The organism is Halomonas sp. SS10-MC5 (genome assembly GCF_015992245.1).
GTDB lineage: Bacteria > Pseudomonadota > Gammaproteobacteria > Pseudomonadales > Halomonadaceae > Halomonas > Halomonas sulfidoxydans.
In genome coordinates this window covers 3,456,019-3,472,988 of sequence record NZ_CP065435.1, presented here as the reverse complement: position 1 = coordinate 3,472,988, position 16,970 = coordinate 3,456,019, and the positions used below count along the sequence as shown (strand labels likewise).

Below are 16,970 nucleotides of genomic sequence, written 5' to 3'. Positions count from 1 at the left end.
CTTGTGAAGAAACCCTCCGACCCCGATGGGCTCTCGGTCAGCGAGCTGATCGGCCTGGGCAGCCAGTCGGCGCGCAAGAGCTACTACCCCGAACTGACGGCGCGCATGGCCGAACTCGAGGCCGAGCGCAACCGCTACAAGTGGCTGTTCGAGAATGCCCTGCACGGTATCTTCCAGGCGTCGCTGAGCGGCGGGCTGCGGGCCGCCAATCCCGCGCTCGCGAGCATGCTGGGCGACGATGACGTGGCCGCCACCCTGGCCCGCTGCACCACCCTGGCGGCCCTGTTCGCCGATCCCGCGGATGCCTGCGAGGTGCAGCGGCGCCTGCTCGCCGAAGGCCGGCTCGTCGGCTACACCACCCACCTGCGCGGCGGCGGCGGGCGCAGCGTGCCGGTGGCGATGACGGTGGTGCAGAAGCCAACCTCGGACGAGGAGGTGGTGATGGAGGCCTTCGTCGCCGACATCACCGAGCGTGAGCAGGCGCGGCGCCGTCTCGAGCAGCTCAACGAGCAGCTCGAGGCGCGTGTCCAGGATCGCACCCGCGAGCTCGAGCGCCTCAACGACGAACTGCGCCAGGAGATCGCCGAACGCCGGCGCATCGAGGCCGAGCTGCGCGAGGCGCGCGACGCCGCGGAGCAGGCCAACCGCAGCAAGGATCGCTACCTGGCCGCCGCCAGCCACGACCTGCTGCAGCCGATGAACGCCGCGCGGCTGCTGGTGGCCACCCTGCTCGAGCGCCGCCTGGCGGGCGAGGTCCAGGACCTGGCGCAGCGTATCCACCTGTCGCTGGAGGGCGCCGAGGAGCTGCTCACCGACCTGCTGGACATCGCCCGTCTCGACCAGGACCGGGTCGAGCCGCAGCTCGAGCCCTTCGCCCTGCGCGACTTGACCGAGTCGCTGGCGGCGGAATTCTCCTCGCTGGCCGACAGCCAGGGCCTTGCGTTCCGGCACTGCGTTACCGACGCCTGGGTCGTCAGCGACTACCGGCTGCTGGCCCGGGTACTGCGCAACCTGCTCGCCAACGCCTGCCGCTATACGCGCCAGGGTGGGGTGCTGCTGGGCACACGTCGCCGCGGCGAGGCGCTCTGGATCGAGGTGTGGGACAGCGGCTCGGGCATCCCCGCGGATCAGCTCGGGGCGATCTTCCGCGAATTTCACCAGGTCGGGGCGCGCCACGCCCGCGACCGCAAGGGGGTGGGGCTGGGCCTGGCCATCGTCGAGCGCATCGTCGCGCGGCTCGAGCACGAAGTGACGGTGCGCTCCTGGCCCGGGCGTGGCTCCTGCTTCGCGGTACGGGTGCCGCTGGGGCCCTCGGGCCGCCAGCCGCGCCTGGCGGCCCCCCCTGCGCTGTCCGAGGCCGGCCTGAGTGGCTATCGAGTGCTGGTGATCGACAACGAGCCGAGCATCCTGGCCAGCATGCAGGACCTGCTCGGCGGCTGGGGCATGACCTGCATGCTGGCGCTGGATGCCGAGGAGGCGCTCGCCGCCTCGCCGCCGCCACCGGACCTCCTGCTGGTGGACCTGCATCTGGACGAAGGGCTGACCGGCGACGAGCTGGTGCGGTGGCTTCGCGAGCACTGGGGCCGCCCGCAACTGCCGGCGGTCATCATCACCGCCGAGCGCAGCGACGCCTGGCTGCAGCGCCTGCGCGCGGCTCGCCTGCCGTACCTGAACAAGCCGCTGCGCCCGGGCAAGCTGCGCGCCGTGCTCAGCCAGTTGCTCTCCAGCACCGGCGAGGAGTAGGGCCGCTGGGCCGATGTCCTGCTTCGGTAGCGGGGCGTAAGGCTTCGGTACCACCCACCAAGGCCAGCCGTCCTTCCCACCCATGAGGCATGGAGGCGAAGCAAGGCGCTCCGGATACTCCCTCCGGGGACCGCAATCCGCGGTCCAGCAAGGAAAAAGGGAGAACAATCATATGCGTGCACAAACCCCGTTGGCGTTCGGCCTGGCCGCCATCCTGGCCGCCGCTGGCCACGCCGCCCAGGCGGACATCACCCTCTATGAGCGCGACAGCACCCGTTTCAGCGCCGACGGCTACGTCAACGTCTTCTACGTCAATACCGAGGTCGATGCGGCCGATTCGCGCTTCGACCGCCGCCAGTCGCGGGTCAAGATGGGCTTCCTGCCCAACTGGATCGGCTTCAACGCCTCGCGCGAGGTCGGTGCACTGACGCTGGGAGCCCGCTCCTCCTTCTGGGTCACCATCAACGACAGCGACGACAACGGTACCGAGACCGGCATCGACGTGCGCCAGTTCTACGGCACCATCGAGGGCGACTGGGGCGAGGTGTTGGTGGGCAAGGATTTCGGCCTCTTCGCCCGCTCCAACATCTTCCTCGACCAGCTGCTCTCCGGCCATGGGCAGGTCAGCGACACCCTGGGGCTGGTCGATTTCGGCGGCGTCTCGTTCGGCAACATCGGCTCCGGCTACCCCTATCCGTTCCCCACCGCCCAGATCACCTATCGCACGCCCAAGGCCGGCGGTCTGCGCCTGGCCGCGGGCATCTTCGATCCGGTGCATACCGCCGACGAAAGCCCGCTGGGGCGGCGTTATGAAGAGGCACCGCGGTTCGAGTCCGAGCTCACCTGGGAAACCACCTTGGGCGGCATCGATGTCTATACCTGGCTGAACGGCCAGTACCAGACCTCCGAGAACAGCGACGCCGACGTGGAAGAGGTGACCTCGCGCGGCGTGGGCTACGGCGTTCAGGCCACCATGGGGTCGCTCACGCTGAGCGCGTCCGGGTTCAACGCCGAGGGGGTCAACGCCTTCTTCACCAACAACGTGGGCAACGCCGCGCTGCGCGAGGTGGACAGCGACGGCTACCTGCTGCAGGGCGGCTATCGCTTCGGCTCCAACCGCGTGGCGCTGTCGTTCGGCGAGACCGAGGACGAGCAGACCGGCCTCGAGTTCCGCACGCGAGGCCTGGCGCTGTTTCACGACATCAACGACTACCTGACCCTGGTCGGTGAGGTCAATCGACACGACATCGCCGCGCTGGACGGTGGCGGTGACGTCGAGCAGACCGACACCGTGGCGCTGGGCGTCACCATGTCCTGGTAGGTCGTCTACTACCTAGGTATGCCACTGGGTGCCAAGGACGCCACCCAAGTGGCATATCCCCGCCCCCGGGCGCTTCCTATACTTGAGGAGCCATTCACTGCGAGCGCCCCATGGATATCGAACTCCCCACGTCCTACGTCACCAGCCCGGACCGCCACGCGGCAGTGCTGGTCGCCCACAGCGGTTCTCGCGACCCCGACATGGCCGCCCAGGACCTGGCGAGCCGGCTGCTTCACCCCTGTCTCGGCGGCGTGCTGTTCTTCTGCTCGGCGGAGTACGACCTCGAGGCGCTCGGCCAGGCCCTGGAGCAGCATTTCGGCGGCGTGACCCTGTGCGGCTGCACCACCGCCGGCGAGATCACCGATGCCGGCTACAGCCGCGGCGGCATCACCGCCATCGGCTTCGACCAGCGCGACTTCGCCCTCGACCATGCGGTGCTCGACGACCTGGAGCAGGTCTCGCTGCTCGCCGCGCAGCAGCTCACCGATGGGCTCCTCGATCGTTGCCGACAGGTGGGCATCGCCCCGATCAAGGGCCATACCTTCGCCCTGACCCTGCTCGATGGCCTGTCGGCCAGCGAAGAGCGCGTGCTGGCAACGCTCAACGCGGCGCTCGGCAGCATCCCGCACTTCGGCGGCAGCGCCGGCGATGACAACCGCCTGGCCGGCACCCACGTCTACGGCAACGGGCGCTTTCGCACCGCCGCCGCGGTGGTGGTGATGATCAACACCCCGCTCGACTTCGAGGTGTTCACCACCCACCACCTGCGTCCGCTCGACGACAAGCTGGTGGTCACTGCCGCCGACCGCGAGCATCGGCGCGTGATCGAGCTCAACGCCGAGCCGGCCGCCGAGGAGTATGCGCGACTGGTGGGGTGTCGGGTCGACGAGCTCGACGAGGTGGTCTTCGCCCGCCACCCGCTGGCGGTACGCCTGCACGATCATGCCTACGTGCGTTCGATCCAGCGGGTCAACGAGGACCTCAGCCTGAGCTTCTACTGCGCCGTGGAGAACGGCATCGTACTGACGGCCATGCGCGCCGCGCCCATTCTCGACGACCTGCGCGCCGCGCTCGACGACATCCGTGAGCGCCTGGGGCCGCCGCGGCTGGTGATCGGCTGCGACTGCTTCCTGCGCCGCCTGGAGATCGAGGCCGACGGCATCGGCGAGGCCGCCTCGGCGCTGCTGCGCGAGCAGCGCGTGGTGGGATTCAACACCTACGGAGAGCAGTGCAATGGCATGCACCTCAACCAGACCTTCACCGGTGTCGTCATCGGCCAGCTGCGACGGGGCCATGGCGTCCGTTGAGCGCGAGCGGGAGCTCGAACGTGAGATCGCCAAGCTCAAGCGCATCAACGCGGCGCTGATCGAGCGCGTCGAGGCCAGCAACCTGCCGCGCAGTGCGCCCTACGCCGCCTTCGAGCACGCCGTGCTGCTCGCCGAGCAGGTGCGCGAGCGCACCCAGGCGCTCAACCAGACCACCCACGAGCTGCGTGCCAGCAACCGGCTGCTGGCCGAGGCGCGTGAGCGGGCGGAAGCCGCCGGCCAGTACCTGGCCGATGCCATCGAGAGCATCACCGACGCCTTCGTGCTGTTCGATGCCGATCAGCGCATCCTGCGCTACAACAGCCGCTTCGCCGAATTCTGGCGTCCGGCCGGCATCCGTATCCGCCAGGGCATGCAGCTCGAGGACCTGCGGCGCCTGGCACTGAGTTCGGGGCTGGTGGTCAGCGAGCAGCTCGGCCATCGCGACCGGCGTACGATCTACCGGCTGCACAACGACCGCTGGGTGCAGGTGCATCAGCGCCCGACTCGCGGCGGGGGGCGCGTCTTCCTCTACGTCGACATCACCGAGCTCAAGCGCCACGAGCACGCCCAGCGCGAGCATGCCCTGGCGCAGAAGACCCGGCTGCTGCAGGCCACCATGGACAGCCTGTCGCAGGGCGTGGCCGTGGTCGCCGACAGCGGCATGCTGGAGATGTGCAACCAGCGGTTCCGCGAGCTGACCGGGCTGGCGGCGCTGGCGGTGCCGCATGATCTGGCGGCGCTGTGCCACCGCAGCGAGCTGATCGAGGCGGGCGACGCCCACGGCGTGACGCAGGCCTGCGAGCGGCATCTCGCCGACGGTCGCGTGGTGGAGGTGCGTGGCCATGCGATGCCCGGCGGCGGCCAGGTGCTGACCTTTACCGACGTCACCGAGCGCATTCGCCATGCCGAGACGCTGCGCGAGCGTGAGCACTGGATTCGCACCATCACCGACGAGCTGCCGGCGATGATCGCCTATCTCGACCGCGACCTGCGCTACGTGTTCACCAACCGCGTCTACGAGGAGTGGTACGGCTGGCCGCGAGATCTGCTGCTGGGCGGTGAGCTCGAGGCTCTGCACAGCGCCGAACACTGCGCCCAGCTGCGCCCCTACCTGACCCGAGCGCTGGCCGGCGAGAGCGTCTCCTTCGAGTTCCCCGAAGTCAGCGGCAGCGGCGAGCGGCGGGTGCTGCTGCGCGCCTACGTGCCCCATTTCGACGGCGACGGCGAGGTGATCGGGCTGTTCGTGCTGATCCGCGACATCACCGAGCGGCGACGCACCGCCGAGGCGCTGCACCAGGCCTACCAGAACCTGGAGCAGCGTGTGCGTGAGCGTACCGTCGAGCTGACACAGGTCAACGGCCAGCTGCGCGAGGAGATCGCCGAACGCGCCGCGATCGAGCAGCGCCTGCGCGAGGCCAAGGCGGAAGCCGAGGCGGCCAACCTGTCGAAGACCAAGTTCCTCGCCGCGGTCAGCCACGACCTGCTGCAGCCGCTCAACGCCGCCCGACTGTTCATCGGCGCGCTGAGCGAGCAGGACGTGGCGCCCGAACACCACGAACTGATCGAGCAGGCCGGACGCTCGCTCAAGGACGTCGAGAGCCTGCTCGGTACCCTGGTGGACATCTCCAAGCTCGACGCGGGGGTGGTGACCCCCGACCCGGATGCCTTCGCGGTAGCGGAGCTGCTCGACGGGCTGGCCCGGGAGTACCGCCAGGTGGCGGCCAGCGAGGGGCTCGCATTTCACTACGTGCCGAGCAGCGCCGTGGTGCGCAGCGACATCCAGCTGTTGACGCGGGTGCTGCGCAACTTTCTCTCCAATGCCATTCGCTATACCCGCGAGGGGCGCATCCTGCTCGGCTGCCGGCGCCGCGCGACGGGGCTCGAGATCGTGGTGGGCGATACCGGCATGGGCATCGAGAGCGAGGAACTGGGGGCGATCTTCCAGGAGTTCCGCCGCTCCCACGCCGCCGGCCGACGCCAGGACCGCGGCCTGGGGCTGGGCCTGGCGATCGCCGACAAGATCTCGCGCATGCTCGACCATCCGCTGGGGGTGGCCTCGGTGGCCGGTCGCGGTTCGTGCTTCCGCGTGCTGCTGCCGTACGCGGAGCTGGCGCCACGCCGTCGCCCCGCCGAGGTGGTGGCGACCACGATCGCCGACGAGACGGTGCTGATGGGCAAGCGCATCTGGGTGGTCGACAACGACGCCGATATCTGTGAGGCGATGCGCGTGCTGCTGTCGCGCTGGGGCTGTGAGGTGTGGGTGGCCGACAGCGAGGCCGCCCTGGCGGCCCAGGTGGTGCCGGGCGAGACGCCCGCCGACGTGCTGATCGTCGACTATCACCTCGACGACGGCGACACCGGCCTGGCGCTGGCCGAACGCATCAACGCCCGGCGCCGCGAGCCGCTGCCGGTCATGGCGATCACCGCCAACCACAGCCACGAGCTCAAGCAGCGCATGCGCGAGCTCGGCTACGCCCTGCTGCACAAGCCGGTCAAGCCGCTCAAGCTGCGCGTGGCGCTCAGTCGTCTAGTCGCGGAGCACGCTTGTGAAAGACGCTGAAGTCGATGTCGCTGGCCGACAGGATGGCCTGGACCCGGTTGTTCACGCCGAGCTTGCGCAGGATCGCCGAGACATGCGCCTTGACCGTGGTCTCGGCGATCTCCAGGTGGTAGGCGATCATCTTGTTGGACTCGCCCCGGGTCATGTGCTCGAGCACCTGCAGCTGCTTGCGCGTCAGGGTCTCCAGCTGGCGTGCGGTCACCGTCGGCTCGCCGCGGCTGGTGCGCGCTGAGCCGCCGCTGGCGCGGATGATGTCCGAGGGCAGGTAGATGTTTCCCTCCAGGATCTGGGCGATGGCCTGGGTCATCTGCTCGCGCGGTGACGACTTGGTGATGAACCCGACCGCGCCGTAGGTGACCGCCTGCAGGATCACCTGCTTCTCCTGTTCCGCCGAGATGATCACCACCGGGATGGTCGGCGCCTCGTTGCGCAGCTGGATCAGCCCGGAGAGGCCGTGCACGCCCGGCATGTTGAGGTCCAGCAGGATCAGGTCGATGTCCTCGTGCTGCTGCGCCAGGGCCAGGGTCGATTCGAGATCCTCGGTTTCGAGGACCTCGGCATGCTCGAAGCCGTCGCGGATCACGCGACAGATGGCTTCGCGGAAGAGAGGGTGATCGTCGGCGATCAGCAGCTTGTACATGGGCAGGCCCCGAAGGTTGTCGTTGTAATGGTATACAGGCGCCAGGCCGCTCGTCACGGTCCTTCATTCTCGGATCCGAATGCCAGGGATGCACCTCGACGGGTCATGTTGCGTTCATTGAACGATAGGTATCACGCCGCAGGGAATGCCACCATTGTCTCAACGTGGCAGGTACCAAGGTACTATTCTGAGGCCGCCGCGCCCTTCGTATCGTGCAGGCATGACGATACGCACTCACGCCTCATGGCCACTCGCGCTGTGCCATGCCCTCAGTCGCATCTTGCTCGTGTTCGTGTTCGTGTTCGGGCTCGGGCTCGGGCTGGGCCTGTGCCTGCCGCTCGCGCACGCCGGGGAGCCGCCCCCGCTGCGGCTCAGCGTGCTGCAGTCGGGCACCGCCCACTGGGAGCTGGAGCACATGCGCCGCCTGGGGCTGGATCGCCAGGCGGGGTTCGCGCTCGAGGTACGCCTGGTGCCGCACCTGCCGGCGTCGCGCATCGCGCTGGCCAGCGGCGAGGTGGCCGGCGCCGTGGCCGACCTGCTCTGGGTCCAGGCGCGCTTCGAACAGGGCGAACCCTATCTGTTCCTGCCGTTCTCCGCACAGATCGGCGACATCATGGTGGCCCCGGATGCCGATATCGCCTCGCTCGACGACCTGCGCGGCAAGCGCATCGGCGTGGCCGGCGGGCCCGACAGCAAGGGCTGGATCCTGCTGCGCCGGGTCGCGGCCGAGCGCGGCCTCGACCTGGAGCGCGAGGCCGAGGTGCAGTACGCCGCGCCGCCGCTGCTCAGCGAGGCGCTGCGCCGCGGCCGGATCGATGCGCTGGTGACCTACTGGCACTTCGCCGCACGGCTCGAGGCGGCGGGCGAGGGGCGCCGGCTGCTGCAGATGGCGGACCTGCTCGACGCCCTGGCGCTCGAGCGCGACCTGCCGGTGCTGGGCTACGTGTTCCACGAGGGCTGGGCCCGCGAGAACCGCGCGCTGCTGGATCGCTTCGCCGCCGCGCTGGACGCGACCAAGCGCTCGCTGGCAGGCAGCCAGTCCCACTGGGACGCGCTGCGACCGCTGATGCGCGTGGCAAGCGACGCCGAGTTCGAGGCGTTTCGCCAAGGCTTCCTCGGCGGCGTGCCCGCACCGCTCGACGAGCGGCGCATCGCCGACCTCCAGGCGCTGCTGCGGCTGGCCGGCGCCGATGCCGAGCGCCTGTTGCCGCCCCGGCTCTTCTACCGCCACGCGGCTCGAACGGAGCCGCCGTGAGCGTGCGCGCCCTGGCCGGCTGGGTCGGCCTGCCGGCGCTACTGCTCGTCTGGTGGCTGGTCGCCGGCCTGCTGGACAGCGCGCTGCTGCCCACACCGGGGGTGGTGTTCGAGACGCTGTGGCAGGCGCAGCAGGCGGGCGAACTCTGGCATCACCTGGCGGTAACGCTGCGCCGGGTGGCGATCAGCTTCCTGCTGGCGATGGCCCTGGGCACGCTGCTGGGGGTCTGGATGGGGCGCAGTCGGCTCGTCGACGATCTGCTCGACCCGCTGCTGGTGGCGCTGCTCAACCTGCCCGCCCTGGTCACCATCATCCTGCTCTATGTGTGGTTCGGCCTGGTCGAGGCCGCTGCGGTGCTGGCGGTGGTGATCAACAAGGTACCCAACGTGGCGGTCACGGTGCGCGAGGGCGCACGCAGCCTCGACGAGCGCCTCGAGCAGATGGCCGACGTCTACCGCTTCGGCCGCGCCAGGCGCCTGGTTCACGTGTGGCTGCCGCAGCTGGCCCCCTACCTGATGGCAGCGGCCCGCAGCGGCCTGGCGCTGGTGTGGAAGATCGTGCTGGTGGTCGAGCTGCTGGGGCGCTCCGACGGGGTCGGCTTCCAGCTGCACATGGCCTTCCAGCTCTTCGACGTGGCCACCCTCCTGGCCTACAGCCTGGCCTTCATCGCCGTGGTGCAGCTGGTCGAACAGGTGGTGCTGCGCCCGCTGGAGCGCCGCGCCACGCGCTGGCGCCGGGTCGGGGGAGCGCGCCATGCTTGAGCTGGACGTCACCCGCCACGGCACGCCTCGGACGATTCTCGGCCGTCTCTCCCTGCGTGTCGCCGCGGGTGACCGCATCTGCCTGCTGGGTCCCTCGGGCAGCGGCAAGACCACGTTGCTCAACCTCATCGCCGGCCTGGATGCTCCCTCCTCGGGTGGCGGCGTGACGCGCGAGGCCGCGCTGCGAATCGGCTACCTGTTCCAGGAGCACCGACTGCTGCCGTGGCGCACGCTGCGTCAGAACCTGCTCCTGGTCGGCGCCGCCCCGGAGGACGTCGACACGCTGCTGGCCCGGGTCGACCTGGCCGGCCACGGCGACGACCTGCCCGACCAGCTGTCGCTGGGCATGGCGCGCCGGGCGGCGCTGGCACGCTGCCTGGCCGTCGAGCCCGACCTGCTGCTGCTCGACGAGCCCTTCGCCTCGCTCGATTCGCGCCGGGCGCAGGCGCTGCGCGCATGTCTCGGCGCGCTGCTGGAGCAGCACCCGCAGATGGCGATGATCTGCGTGACCCACGACGCGCAGGATGCGGCGCGCCTGGCCAACCGGGTCTGGTATCTCGACGGTCGGCCGGCGCAGCTGCGCTGGGACGAGCGGCTCGCGCAGGACAGCGATCGGGCCGCGGTGGTGCAGACCCTGTCGCGCCTGGCCGACCCCCTCTGACCCGCGTGCCGCCGGGTGACGGTTCCCCCTCGCTGCCCCCCGTGCGTGCGCCGTTGCCGCCCGAAAACGCCGGCAGGCAAGTGCCAAGCCAAGCTTCCTTGAGTGGGGTCAATTACCCTGCGTAGCGCCGTGATTTCACAAAAACTAGTTCAAAATCAGTACGAAAGGAGTAACGGGACGCGGCCAAAGTGCCATTCCAGGGGCGCGGCGACCCGCCTAGCCTCGATAAGGCAACACTGTCGTTGCAGACAACGAATCGCATCATGGGAGGTGCGCCATGCAATGGGTTGATCCGGCATTCTGCGACTTGCGTCTGGGCTTCGAAGTGACGGCCTACGTCTACGTTCGCTGATCGAGACCGGGCGGGAATGGCAGGCGCCACTCCCGCTTTTCTGAGACGAAACGGGCAGGTCCGCAAGAGCAAAGGGCAGGGGAGGAGACGATGACTGACCAATCGAGCATCGACATGGCGGCTTGCTATTCGATCCACCCGACGTTCCTCTTTCGCTGGGAAGCGTCCCAGGATGCCCACGTCCTGCTTTACCCCGAAGGCATCGTCAAGCTGAACGAGACCGGTGGTCGTATCCTCGCGCATTGCGACGGCGATACCACCGTGACGGCGATGATCGATGCGCTCGCCACATGCTACGACGCCAAGCGCGATACCGTTGCCGAGGGCGTCGTCAAGTTTCTGGAGGTGGCCCATGACAAGGGTTGGATCCGTGCCGAGCCTCGACGGTGAGGGCAAGCCCATCTGGGTCTTGCTGGAACTCACCTATCGTTGCCCGCTCAAGTGCGTTTTCTGCAGCAATCCGGTGGATTTCGAGCGCTACGGCGAGGAGGAGCTGAGCACCGCCGAGTGGAAGCGGGTGATGCGTGAGGCCCGCGATCTGGGGGCGATGCAGATCGGTTTCTCCGGTGGCGAGCCGACGCTGCGCAAGGACCTGGAGGCGCTGGTGGCCGAGGCCAACGACCTGGGTTACTACACCAACCTGATCACCTCGGGCATCGGCTTGACCTCACGCCGCCTGGCAGCGCTGAAGGAGGCGGGGCTCAAGCATATCCAATTGGGCTTTCAGTCCAGCGACCGGCAGACGGCGAACTGGCTCGCCGGGGTGAACAGCTTCGATCGCAAGCTGGCCATGGCGCGCGAGATCAAGGCCCACGGTTTTCCCATGGTGCTGAACGTACCGATCACCCGTCACAACATCGCCCAGATTCCCGAGATCATCGAGCTGGCCAGCTCGCTGGGCATGGAGTACCTGGAGCTGGCCAACGTCCAGTACTACAACTGGGCGCTGCTCAACCGCGACCGCCTGCTGCCCACTCGCGAGGAGCTGGCCTGGGCCGAGGCCGAGGTCGCCAAGGCGCGCCGCCGGCTGGGGGACTCGATGACCATCTTCTTCGTCATCCCCGACTACTACGAAGGCCGTCCCAAGGCGTGCATGAACGGCTGGGGCTCGATCCACCTGACCATCGCCCCGGATGGGGCGGCGCTGCCCTGCTCGCAGGCGCGCACCCTGGAGACGCTAGCGTTCCCCACCGTGCGCGAGCACAGCCTCGAATGGCTGTGGCGGGAATCGCCCACCTTCCGCAAGTACCGGGGCGACGAGTGGATGAAGGAGCCCTGCCGCAGCTGCGACGAGCGCGAGCGCGACTTCGGCGGCTGCCGCTGCCAGGCGCTGCTGCTCACCGGCGACGCCGCCAACGCGGACCCGGCCTGCAGCAAGTCGCCGCATCATGGCGTGATCCAGCAGGCCATCGCCCAGTCGCAGGCAGTGGGTGGACGGGGCGAACTCATCGCCCGGCAGGGCGGCCTGGCCTCCGGGAGGAGAGGCGCATGAGGCTGCCCCATGACTCGCTGGCCGGGACTCTGTCGGCCGGCATCGCCCTGACGGCCGTGCTCTATCTTTGGCTGCGCATGCTGGTCTAGGCCCTTCGCGTCCCTGTGTGACGCCTCAACGGAATAGGAGTCCGCCATGATCGCCTCGTTCCTCGACCTGCTGCTGCGCTGGTCGCACCTGCTGTTCGCCCTGGTCTGGATCGGGCACAACTACGCCAACGTCGTGAAGCAACCGACCTTCATGCCGCTCGGCGGGCAGCGCGACGAGCCGTCGCGCAGCGCCGATCTCGAGGCGCGGATGCAGCGCGAGCACGGCACCTTTCGCTACGCTTCGATCGTGGTCTGGGCGTCCGGCATGGCCATGCTGTGGCAGCGCGGCTGGCTGCCGGACGCGCTGCTGCTGCAGGGGCCGCTGGCGGTGATCGGCATGGGCGCCTGGATCGGCACGCTGATGCTGCTCAACCTGTGGCTGGTGCTCTGGCCGCACCAGAAGAAGGTGCTCGGCTTCGTACCCGCGCCGATGGAGGAGCGGGTGCGCTGCTCGCGCATCACCTTCCTGTCGTCACGGACCAATACCATCCTGTCGATACCGCTGCTGTTCCTGATGCTGGCCAGCGGTCACGGCCTGCAGCTCTTCTAGGCGCACCGCGATGCACGCCTCGGCGGTCTACAACTTTGCCGCGGGCCCCGGTGTCATGCCGCGGGAGGTGCTGCTGGAGGCCCAGCGGGAGCTGCTCGACTGCCGCCGCAGCGGCATGTCGATCCTCGAGATGCCGTTCACGGGGGAGGCGTTCCAGGACATCGCGGATCAGGCGCGGCGCGACCTGCGCGAACTGGTCGGCCTGCCGCCGAACTACCGGGTGCTGTTCCTGCCGGGCGGGGCCTCGACCCAGTTCTCGCTGCTGCCGATGAACCTGCTGCCGCCGGATGGCCGGGCGGACTACGTCGACAGCGGCCACTGGTCGCGCAAGGCGATCGCCGAGGCCCGGCGCTACGTGCCGGTCAACGTGGCCGCCAGCGGTGCCCGGTACGGCTACCGCCGGCTGCCGTGCCGCCGGCATTGGCGTCTCGACCCCGGGGCCGGGTATTGCCACATCACCAGCAACGAGACCGCCGACGGGCTGGCCTACCACCGCCTGCCCGACACGCGGGGCGTACCGCTGGTCGCCGACATGACCTCCGACTTCCTCTCCCGCCCGCTCGACATCGAGCGCTTCGGCGTGATCTACGCCGGCGCCCAGAAGAACATCGGCCCTGCCGGGTTGACCCTCGTCATCATCCGCGATGACCTGTTGCGAGCGGCCTGGCCGGCGTGCCCCACCGCGTTCAGCTACCGCGTCCAGGTCGACAGCGACAACCGCTTCAATACGCCGCCGACCCAGGCGATCTACCTGGCCGGGCTGGTCTTTCGCTGGCTGCGCTCGCAGGGCGGCCTGGGCGCGATGGCCGCGCGCAACCGGCGCAAGAGCGAGGCGCTCTATGCCTTCATCGACGCCAGCGACTTCTACGCCTGTGCGCAGCGGGTCGCCGACCGCTCGCGCATGAATGTCTGCTTCCACCTCGCCGTGCCGTCGCTGACCGCTGAGTTCGTCGCTCAGGCGCGCCGCCAGGGGCTGCTCAACCTGCAGGGCCATGCCGCCGTGGGCGGACTGCGTGCCAGCCTCTACAACGCCATGCCCGAAGCCGGGGTCGAGGCGCTGATCGCCTTCATGGCGGCGTTTGCCGCGCGCCATGGCCGGTCGCGCAGGCGCTGCGGATAGTCGTCGTGCCTGCCAGCGCCGGCGTGTCGCGATGCCTCATGACCGCCTTGATGCGGCAAGCGCCGCGCCTGGGGCGTGGCGTCGCCTACGCCCGTGCGCAGCTGGCCGCCCACTGGCTCGCCTCGCCGGCACGGTCGGACGGGAGGCGTGCGCCGGCAACGGTGCACGCCATGGGGCTGGGATTTGCCAATCCGCTGGGGATTGCCGCCGGCTTCGACCGTTGGGGGCGGCTGGGATGGCGGGCCCAGGCCCTGGGGTTCGGTTGCCTCGAGCTCGGCTCGCTGACGCCACGGCAGGCGAGTGCGTTCAGCCTCGGGCCGCGGCCGCCCCAGGCCTCGCGCCTCGTCATCGGCTTCAACCTGGGCCTGCCGCCGCGCTGCGACCTGGCGCAGGCGGCCCCGGCCTATCTTGCCGGGCTCGCCGCCGCCTGGCACGCGGCGGACTATGTGGTGATCAACCTGGGGAGTCCCCAGGCTCACGCGCTGACACAGCCCCCACGGCTAGGCGAGTTGGAGAGCCTGCTGGCTGCGCTCGTCGAGCGGCGCGATCGGCTGGCGGCACAGGCCGGTCGCTGCCTGCCCTTGGCCGTCAAGCTGCGGCTCACGCTCGATTCGCCGCTCCCCGCCATCGTGGCGCACCTCGCTGTGCTGGGTATCGATGGGCTGATTCTCGCCAGCGATGCCGGGCCGCCGGCAACGCCACAGCGCTACGCGGCGTGGCATGACCCGCTGCGCCAGCGCCTCGCCTGTCGCCAGGTGGCGCAGGCGCACGCCTGCCTCGCCGGGCGTGTGTCGCTGGTCTCGGTGGGCGGCATCGCGACCGCCGCGCATGCCGAGGCGCGTCTGCAGGCGGGGGCGGCCCTGGTCCAGGTGCACGATGCCCTGGTCTACGAGGGGCCGCGGGTGGCCCTGGGCATGCTGAGGGAGCTGTGCTGACGGCTGCGCCGGGCGTGGCCCGGGCCGGCCAGGCCATGGTCCGCTGGCGGGGGCGAGCCGTGTCAGGCGCGCGGCGTCATGCCACGTTCACCGCGGTGATCCGGTCGCGCTGCCGGCGTTTGCGTCGCAGCCGCTTGTCCACGCACTGGTCGTCATCGTGCAGGATCACCAGACACTCCAGGCATTGTATGCATTCGTCGTAGTCGATACTGCCATCGCGACGAATGGCGTTGATCTCGCAGCGCTGGTGGCAGAGCTGGCAGGGCTGGCCGCAGGCCTCGATGCGCGTCAGCCAGCTGAACAGGCGGAACCGGCCGAGGATCGCCAGGCCGGCCCCCAGCGGACAGAGGTAGCGGCAGAAGACCTTGTGCACGACCATCCCCGCCAGCAGCAGGCCGACGGCGTAGGCCACGAACGGCCAGGCGCGCCAGAAGTAGAGCGTCAGGCTGGTCTTGAAGGGCTCCACTTCCGCCAGCCGCTCGGCCAGGGTGGGGGAGTGGAAGGCGGTGGCGAGGAGAACGATCAGGATCAGGTACTTGAGGTAGACCAGGCGGCGGTGCCAGGCGCCGGGAACCTTGCGCTGGCGAAGTCCCAGCCGCTTGCCGAGCCAGGAGGCCATCTCCTGCATCGCCCCGAAGGGGCACAGCCAGCCGCAGAACAGGCCGCGACCCCACAGGAACAGGGTCGCGAAGGTGAAGCTCCAGAGCACGAAGAGCACCGGGTCAAGCAGAAAGGGGCCGAGTTCGAAGCCGTCGTAGAGGGCCAGCAGCAGGGTGAAGACGTTCACCACCGAGAGCTGGCCCTGGGCGTAGAAGCCGATGAAGAGCAGCGTAAAGAAGAGGAACCCCCAGCGGAAGCGATGCAGCCCTCGCGGATACCGGCTGAAGCGGTGCTGGCCGGCGAACAGGACGCTCAGCACGGTGAGGCCGGCCATCAGCAGCGTGACCTGCAGCCAGCGTTCCTGCCACACCCCCACCCAGGCCGGCCGGGTGGGGCGCGCCAGCGGAGCGCTGACCGCCACCGGCTCGAAGAGCTCGTCGGGCAGGTGCAGTTCGGTGCGAAACTCGGCGCGATCCGCGACCAGCGGGTTCCTGGCCAGGGGCAGGTCGAGCACCAGGTCGGCGTCGGCGCCGGGGTTGAACCCGCCGCTCCCCCCCATCTCGAACAGGTGGGCCTGGCGGAAGGCCGGCATGCCCTCGGCCCGCAGGGGCGCCTCGGGCGGCAGGCGGTCCATGTCGCGCAGCGCCACCGCCAGCTGGCCCTGTTCCAGGCTCAGCCGCTCGGCGACACTCTGGGGGCGAAACTCCTGCGCCACATGACCGACGAGGCCACTGGACATGACCGCCAGGATCTGCCGGCCTTCCGCGAGTTCGTCGGCCAGGCGCGAGAAGGCCTCGTCGCCCAGCAGGTTGCGACCGACCATCGGCGCGCTGACATAGGCGTAGTAGAGGTCGAGGAAGGCGTCGTCGGGGGCAGCCGCCGGCAGCTCGGGGTAGCGGCTCAGCGCGGCGCCCAGGGCGGCTTCGGCCTCGGCCACGGAGATCCGCCAATGGCCGATGTAGCCGCGGTCGACCATCTGCCGCCAGGTCAGGGGTTCGTAGAGCGCCTGGCGGGGCCGCGTGGCCGCCTTCTGGGCGAAGGCCTCCAACTGGCTGCGCGCCACCTCGATGGCCGACGACAGTACCGTATCGTTGATGATGATCACCGACACGGTCGCCGAGGTGACGCCGTCGATATAGACCGTCCCGCCCGGGGTTCCGCTGCCGGCCCTTCGGCTGCTGACCACGATGTGCTCGGTCAGGGAGCGCCCGCGGTACTGGCCGACGAAGGCCTGCAGCGGCGCTTCGCCCAGTCCATGCAGGAACACCGGTTCATGGTGGTCGAGCACCTGGACCCCGGTGAAGATGCCGTCGACGTCCAGGCCGATCAACAGGCCGATGGGGCGGCCCGAGTAGCCGGGAAGATCGCGAATGTCCCGCGACTCGTAGGCATAGCCCAGCAGCTCGTCGAGCTGGTAGACCGGGTAGACCGAGGTGTCCCCGCGCTTGTCCTCGATGCGGGTGGCCTTGGGAAAGAGCTGCTGGATGCGTGCCTGCATCTCGGGGGATGGTTCCGCCAGCAGCGTGGGGGAGGCCAGCAGCAGGACGATCGCGAGCACGAGCGAGCGCAACGGGAGCATGATCG

General features: G+C 69.4%; 15 protein-coding genes. 13 read left to right on the top strand and 2 right to left on the bottom strand.

Going from position 1 to position 16,970, the window contains the following annotated elements; genetic code table 11:
* Positions 1 to 3: 3 nt before the first annotated feature.
* The 4 genes from I4484_RS16115 to I4484_RS16100 all read left to right on the top strand — a co-directional run bounded on the left by I4484_RS16115 (position 4) and on the right by I4484_RS16100 (position 6,931).
* Positions 4 to 1,743 carry a NahK/ErcS family hybrid sensor histidine kinase/response regulator gene (locus I4484_RS16115; RefSeq protein WP_197448249.1) on the top strand — a complete coding sequence of 580 codons (1,740 nt, stop codon included), beginning with the start codon at positions 4 to 6 and terminating at the stop codon, positions 1,741 to 1,743.
* Between the two features lie 172 nt (positions 1,744 to 1,915).
* Positions 1,916 to 3,064, top strand: coding sequence for a porin (locus I4484_RS16110; RefSeq protein ID WP_197448248.1), 1,149 nt, complete (start codon positions 1,916 to 1,918; stop codon positions 3,062 to 3,064).
* 110 nt (positions 3,065 to 3,174) lie between these two features.
* On the top strand, positions 3,175 to 4,371 hold the full coding sequence (nosP, locus tag I4484_RS16105) for a nitric oxide-sensing protein NosP (RefSeq protein WP_197448247.1): 1,197 nt from the start codon (positions 3,175 to 3,177) through the stop codon (positions 4,369 to 4,371).
* A complete protein-coding gene (locus I4484_RS16100; RefSeq protein ID WP_197448246.1) occupies positions 4,358 to 6,931 on the top strand; it encodes a NahK/ErcS family hybrid sensor histidine kinase/response regulator in 2,574 nt (857 codons plus the stop codon). Before nosP ends, I4484_RS16100 begins: the two co-directional genes overlap by 14 nt.
* On the opposite strand, the gene I4484_RS16095 is transcribed toward I4484_RS16100, so the two are convergent.
* Positions 6,891 to 7,571, bottom strand: coding sequence for a response regulator transcription factor (locus I4484_RS16095; protein ID WP_197448245.1), 681 nt, complete (start codon positions 7,569 to 7,571; stop codon positions 6,891 to 6,893). The two genes, I4484_RS16100 and I4484_RS16095, sit on opposite strands and share 41 nt — an antisense overlap.
* 220 nt (positions 7,572 to 7,791) lie before the next feature.
* On the opposite strand from I4484_RS16095, the gene I4484_RS16090 reads away from it, so the two are divergent.
* The 9 genes from I4484_RS16090 to I4484_RS16050 all read left to right on the top strand — a co-directional run bounded on the left by I4484_RS16090 (position 7,792) and on the right by I4484_RS16050 (position 14,786).
* Complete coding sequence (locus I4484_RS16090) at positions 7,792 to 8,826, top strand: ABC transporter substrate-binding protein (protein WP_197448244.1); 1,035 nt, start codon at positions 7,792 to 7,794, stop codon at positions 8,824 to 8,826.
* Positions 8,823 to 9,587, top strand: coding sequence for an ABC transporter permease (locus tag I4484_RS16085; RefSeq protein WP_197448243.1), 765 nt, complete (start codon positions 8,823 to 8,825; stop codon positions 9,585 to 9,587). Before I4484_RS16090 ends, I4484_RS16085 begins: the two co-directional genes overlap by 4 nt.
* Positions 9,580 to 10,248, top strand: coding sequence for an ABC transporter ATP-binding protein (locus tag I4484_RS16080; protein WP_197448242.1), 669 nt, complete (start codon positions 9,580 to 9,582; stop codon positions 10,246 to 10,248). The genes I4484_RS16085 and I4484_RS16080 overlap by 8 nt, the downstream gene beginning before the upstream one ends.
* A gap of 277 nt (positions 10,249 to 10,525) precedes the next feature.
* Entirely contained in the window at positions 10,526 to 10,600 is a 75-nt protein-coding gene (pqqA, locus tag I4484_RS21090; protein ID WP_114477445.1) for a pyrroloquinoline quinone precursor peptide PqqA, read from the top strand.
* Between the two features lie 90 nt (positions 10,601 to 10,690).
* The gene (gene pqqD / locus I4484_RS16070; RefSeq protein WP_197448241.1) at positions 10,691 to 10,990 is read left to right on the top strand and encodes a pyrroloquinoline quinone biosynthesis peptide chaperone PqqD; all 300 of its coding nucleotides are present in this window, start codon (positions 10,691 to 10,693) and stop codon (positions 10,988 to 10,990) included.
* Positions 10,953 to 12,092: a pyrroloquinoline quinone biosynthesis protein PqqE gene (gene pqqE, locus I4484_RS16065; RefSeq protein WP_197448240.1), complete on the top strand. Its 1,140-nt coding sequence runs from the start codon at positions 10,953 to 10,955 to the stop codon at positions 12,090 to 12,092. Before pqqD ends, pqqE begins: the two co-directional genes overlap by 38 nt.
* Before the next feature lie 135 nt (positions 12,093 to 12,227).
* On the top strand, positions 12,228 to 12,731 hold the full coding sequence (locus tag I4484_RS16060; RefSeq protein WP_197448239.1) for a urate hydroxylase PuuD: 504 nt from the start codon (positions 12,228 to 12,230) through the stop codon (positions 12,729 to 12,731).
* 10 nt (positions 12,732 to 12,741) lie between these two features.
* Positions 12,742 to 13,851, top strand: a complete 1,110-nt coding sequence (gene serC / locus I4484_RS16055; protein WP_197448238.1) for a 3-phosphoserine/phosphohydroxythreonine transaminase — start codon at positions 12,742 to 12,744, stop codon at positions 13,849 to 13,851.
* Between the two features lie 38 nt (positions 13,852 to 13,889).
* Positions 13,890 to 14,786, top strand: a complete 897-nt coding sequence (locus tag I4484_RS16050) for a hypothetical protein (protein ID WP_197448237.1) — start codon at positions 13,890 to 13,892, stop codon at positions 14,784 to 14,786.
* A gap of 76 nt (positions 14,787 to 14,862) precedes the next feature.
* Here the strand turns inward: I4484_RS16050 and I4484_RS16045 are convergent, their stop codons facing one another.
* Positions 14,863 to 16,965, bottom strand: coding sequence for a 4Fe-4S binding protein (locus I4484_RS16045; RefSeq protein WP_197448236.1), 2,103 nt, complete (start codon positions 16,963 to 16,965; stop codon positions 14,863 to 14,865).
* Positions 16,966 to 16,970: the final 5 nt, after the last annotated feature.

Bases quoted from the DNA above. Each gene is read 5' to 3' on its own strand.
- I4484_RS16080 (WP_197448242.1), top strand. From the start codon at position 9,580: ATGCTTGAGCTGGACGTCACCCGCCACGGCACGCCTCGGACGATTCTC.
- I4484_RS16100 (WP_197448246.1), top strand. From the start codon at position 4,358: ATGGCGTCCGTTGAGCGCGAGCGGGAGCTCGAACGTGAGATCGCCAAG.
- serC (WP_197448238.1), top strand. From the start codon at position 12,742: ATGCACGCCTCGGCGGTCTACAACTTTGCCGCGGGCCCCGGTGTCATG.
- pqqE (WP_197448240.1), top strand. From the start codon at position 10,953: ATGACAAGGGTTGGATCCGTGCCGAGCCTCGACGGTGAGGGCAAGCCC.
- I4484_RS16095 (WP_197448245.1), bottom strand. From the start codon at position 7,571: ATGTACAAGCTGCTGATCGCCGACGATCACCCTCTCTTCCGCGAAGCC.
- I4484_RS16060 (WP_197448239.1), top strand. From the start codon at position 12,228: ATGATCGCCTCGTTCCTCGACCTGCTGCTGCGCTGGTCGCACCTGCTG.
- I4484_RS16045 (WP_197448236.1), bottom strand. From the start codon at position 16,965: ATGCTCCCGTTGCGCTCGCTCGTGCTCGCGATCGTCCTGCTGCTGGCC.
- I4484_RS16050 (WP_197448237.1), top strand. From the start codon at position 13,890: ATGACCGCCTTGATGCGGCAAGCGCCGCGCCTGGGGCGTGGCGTCGCC.
- nosP (WP_197448247.1), top strand. From the start codon at position 3,175: ATGGATATCGAACTCCCCACGTCCTACGTCACCAGCCCGGACCGCCAC.
- I4484_RS16110 (WP_197448248.1), top strand. From the start codon at position 1,916: ATGCGTGCACAAACCCCGTTGGCGTTCGGCCTGGCCGCCATCCTGGCC.
- I4484_RS16090 (WP_197448244.1), top strand. From the start codon at position 7,792: ATGACGATACGCACTCACGCCTCATGGCCACTCGCGCTGTGCCATGCC.
- pqqD (WP_197448241.1), top strand. From the start codon at position 10,691: ATGACTGACCAATCGAGCATCGACATGGCGGCTTGCTATTCGATCCAC.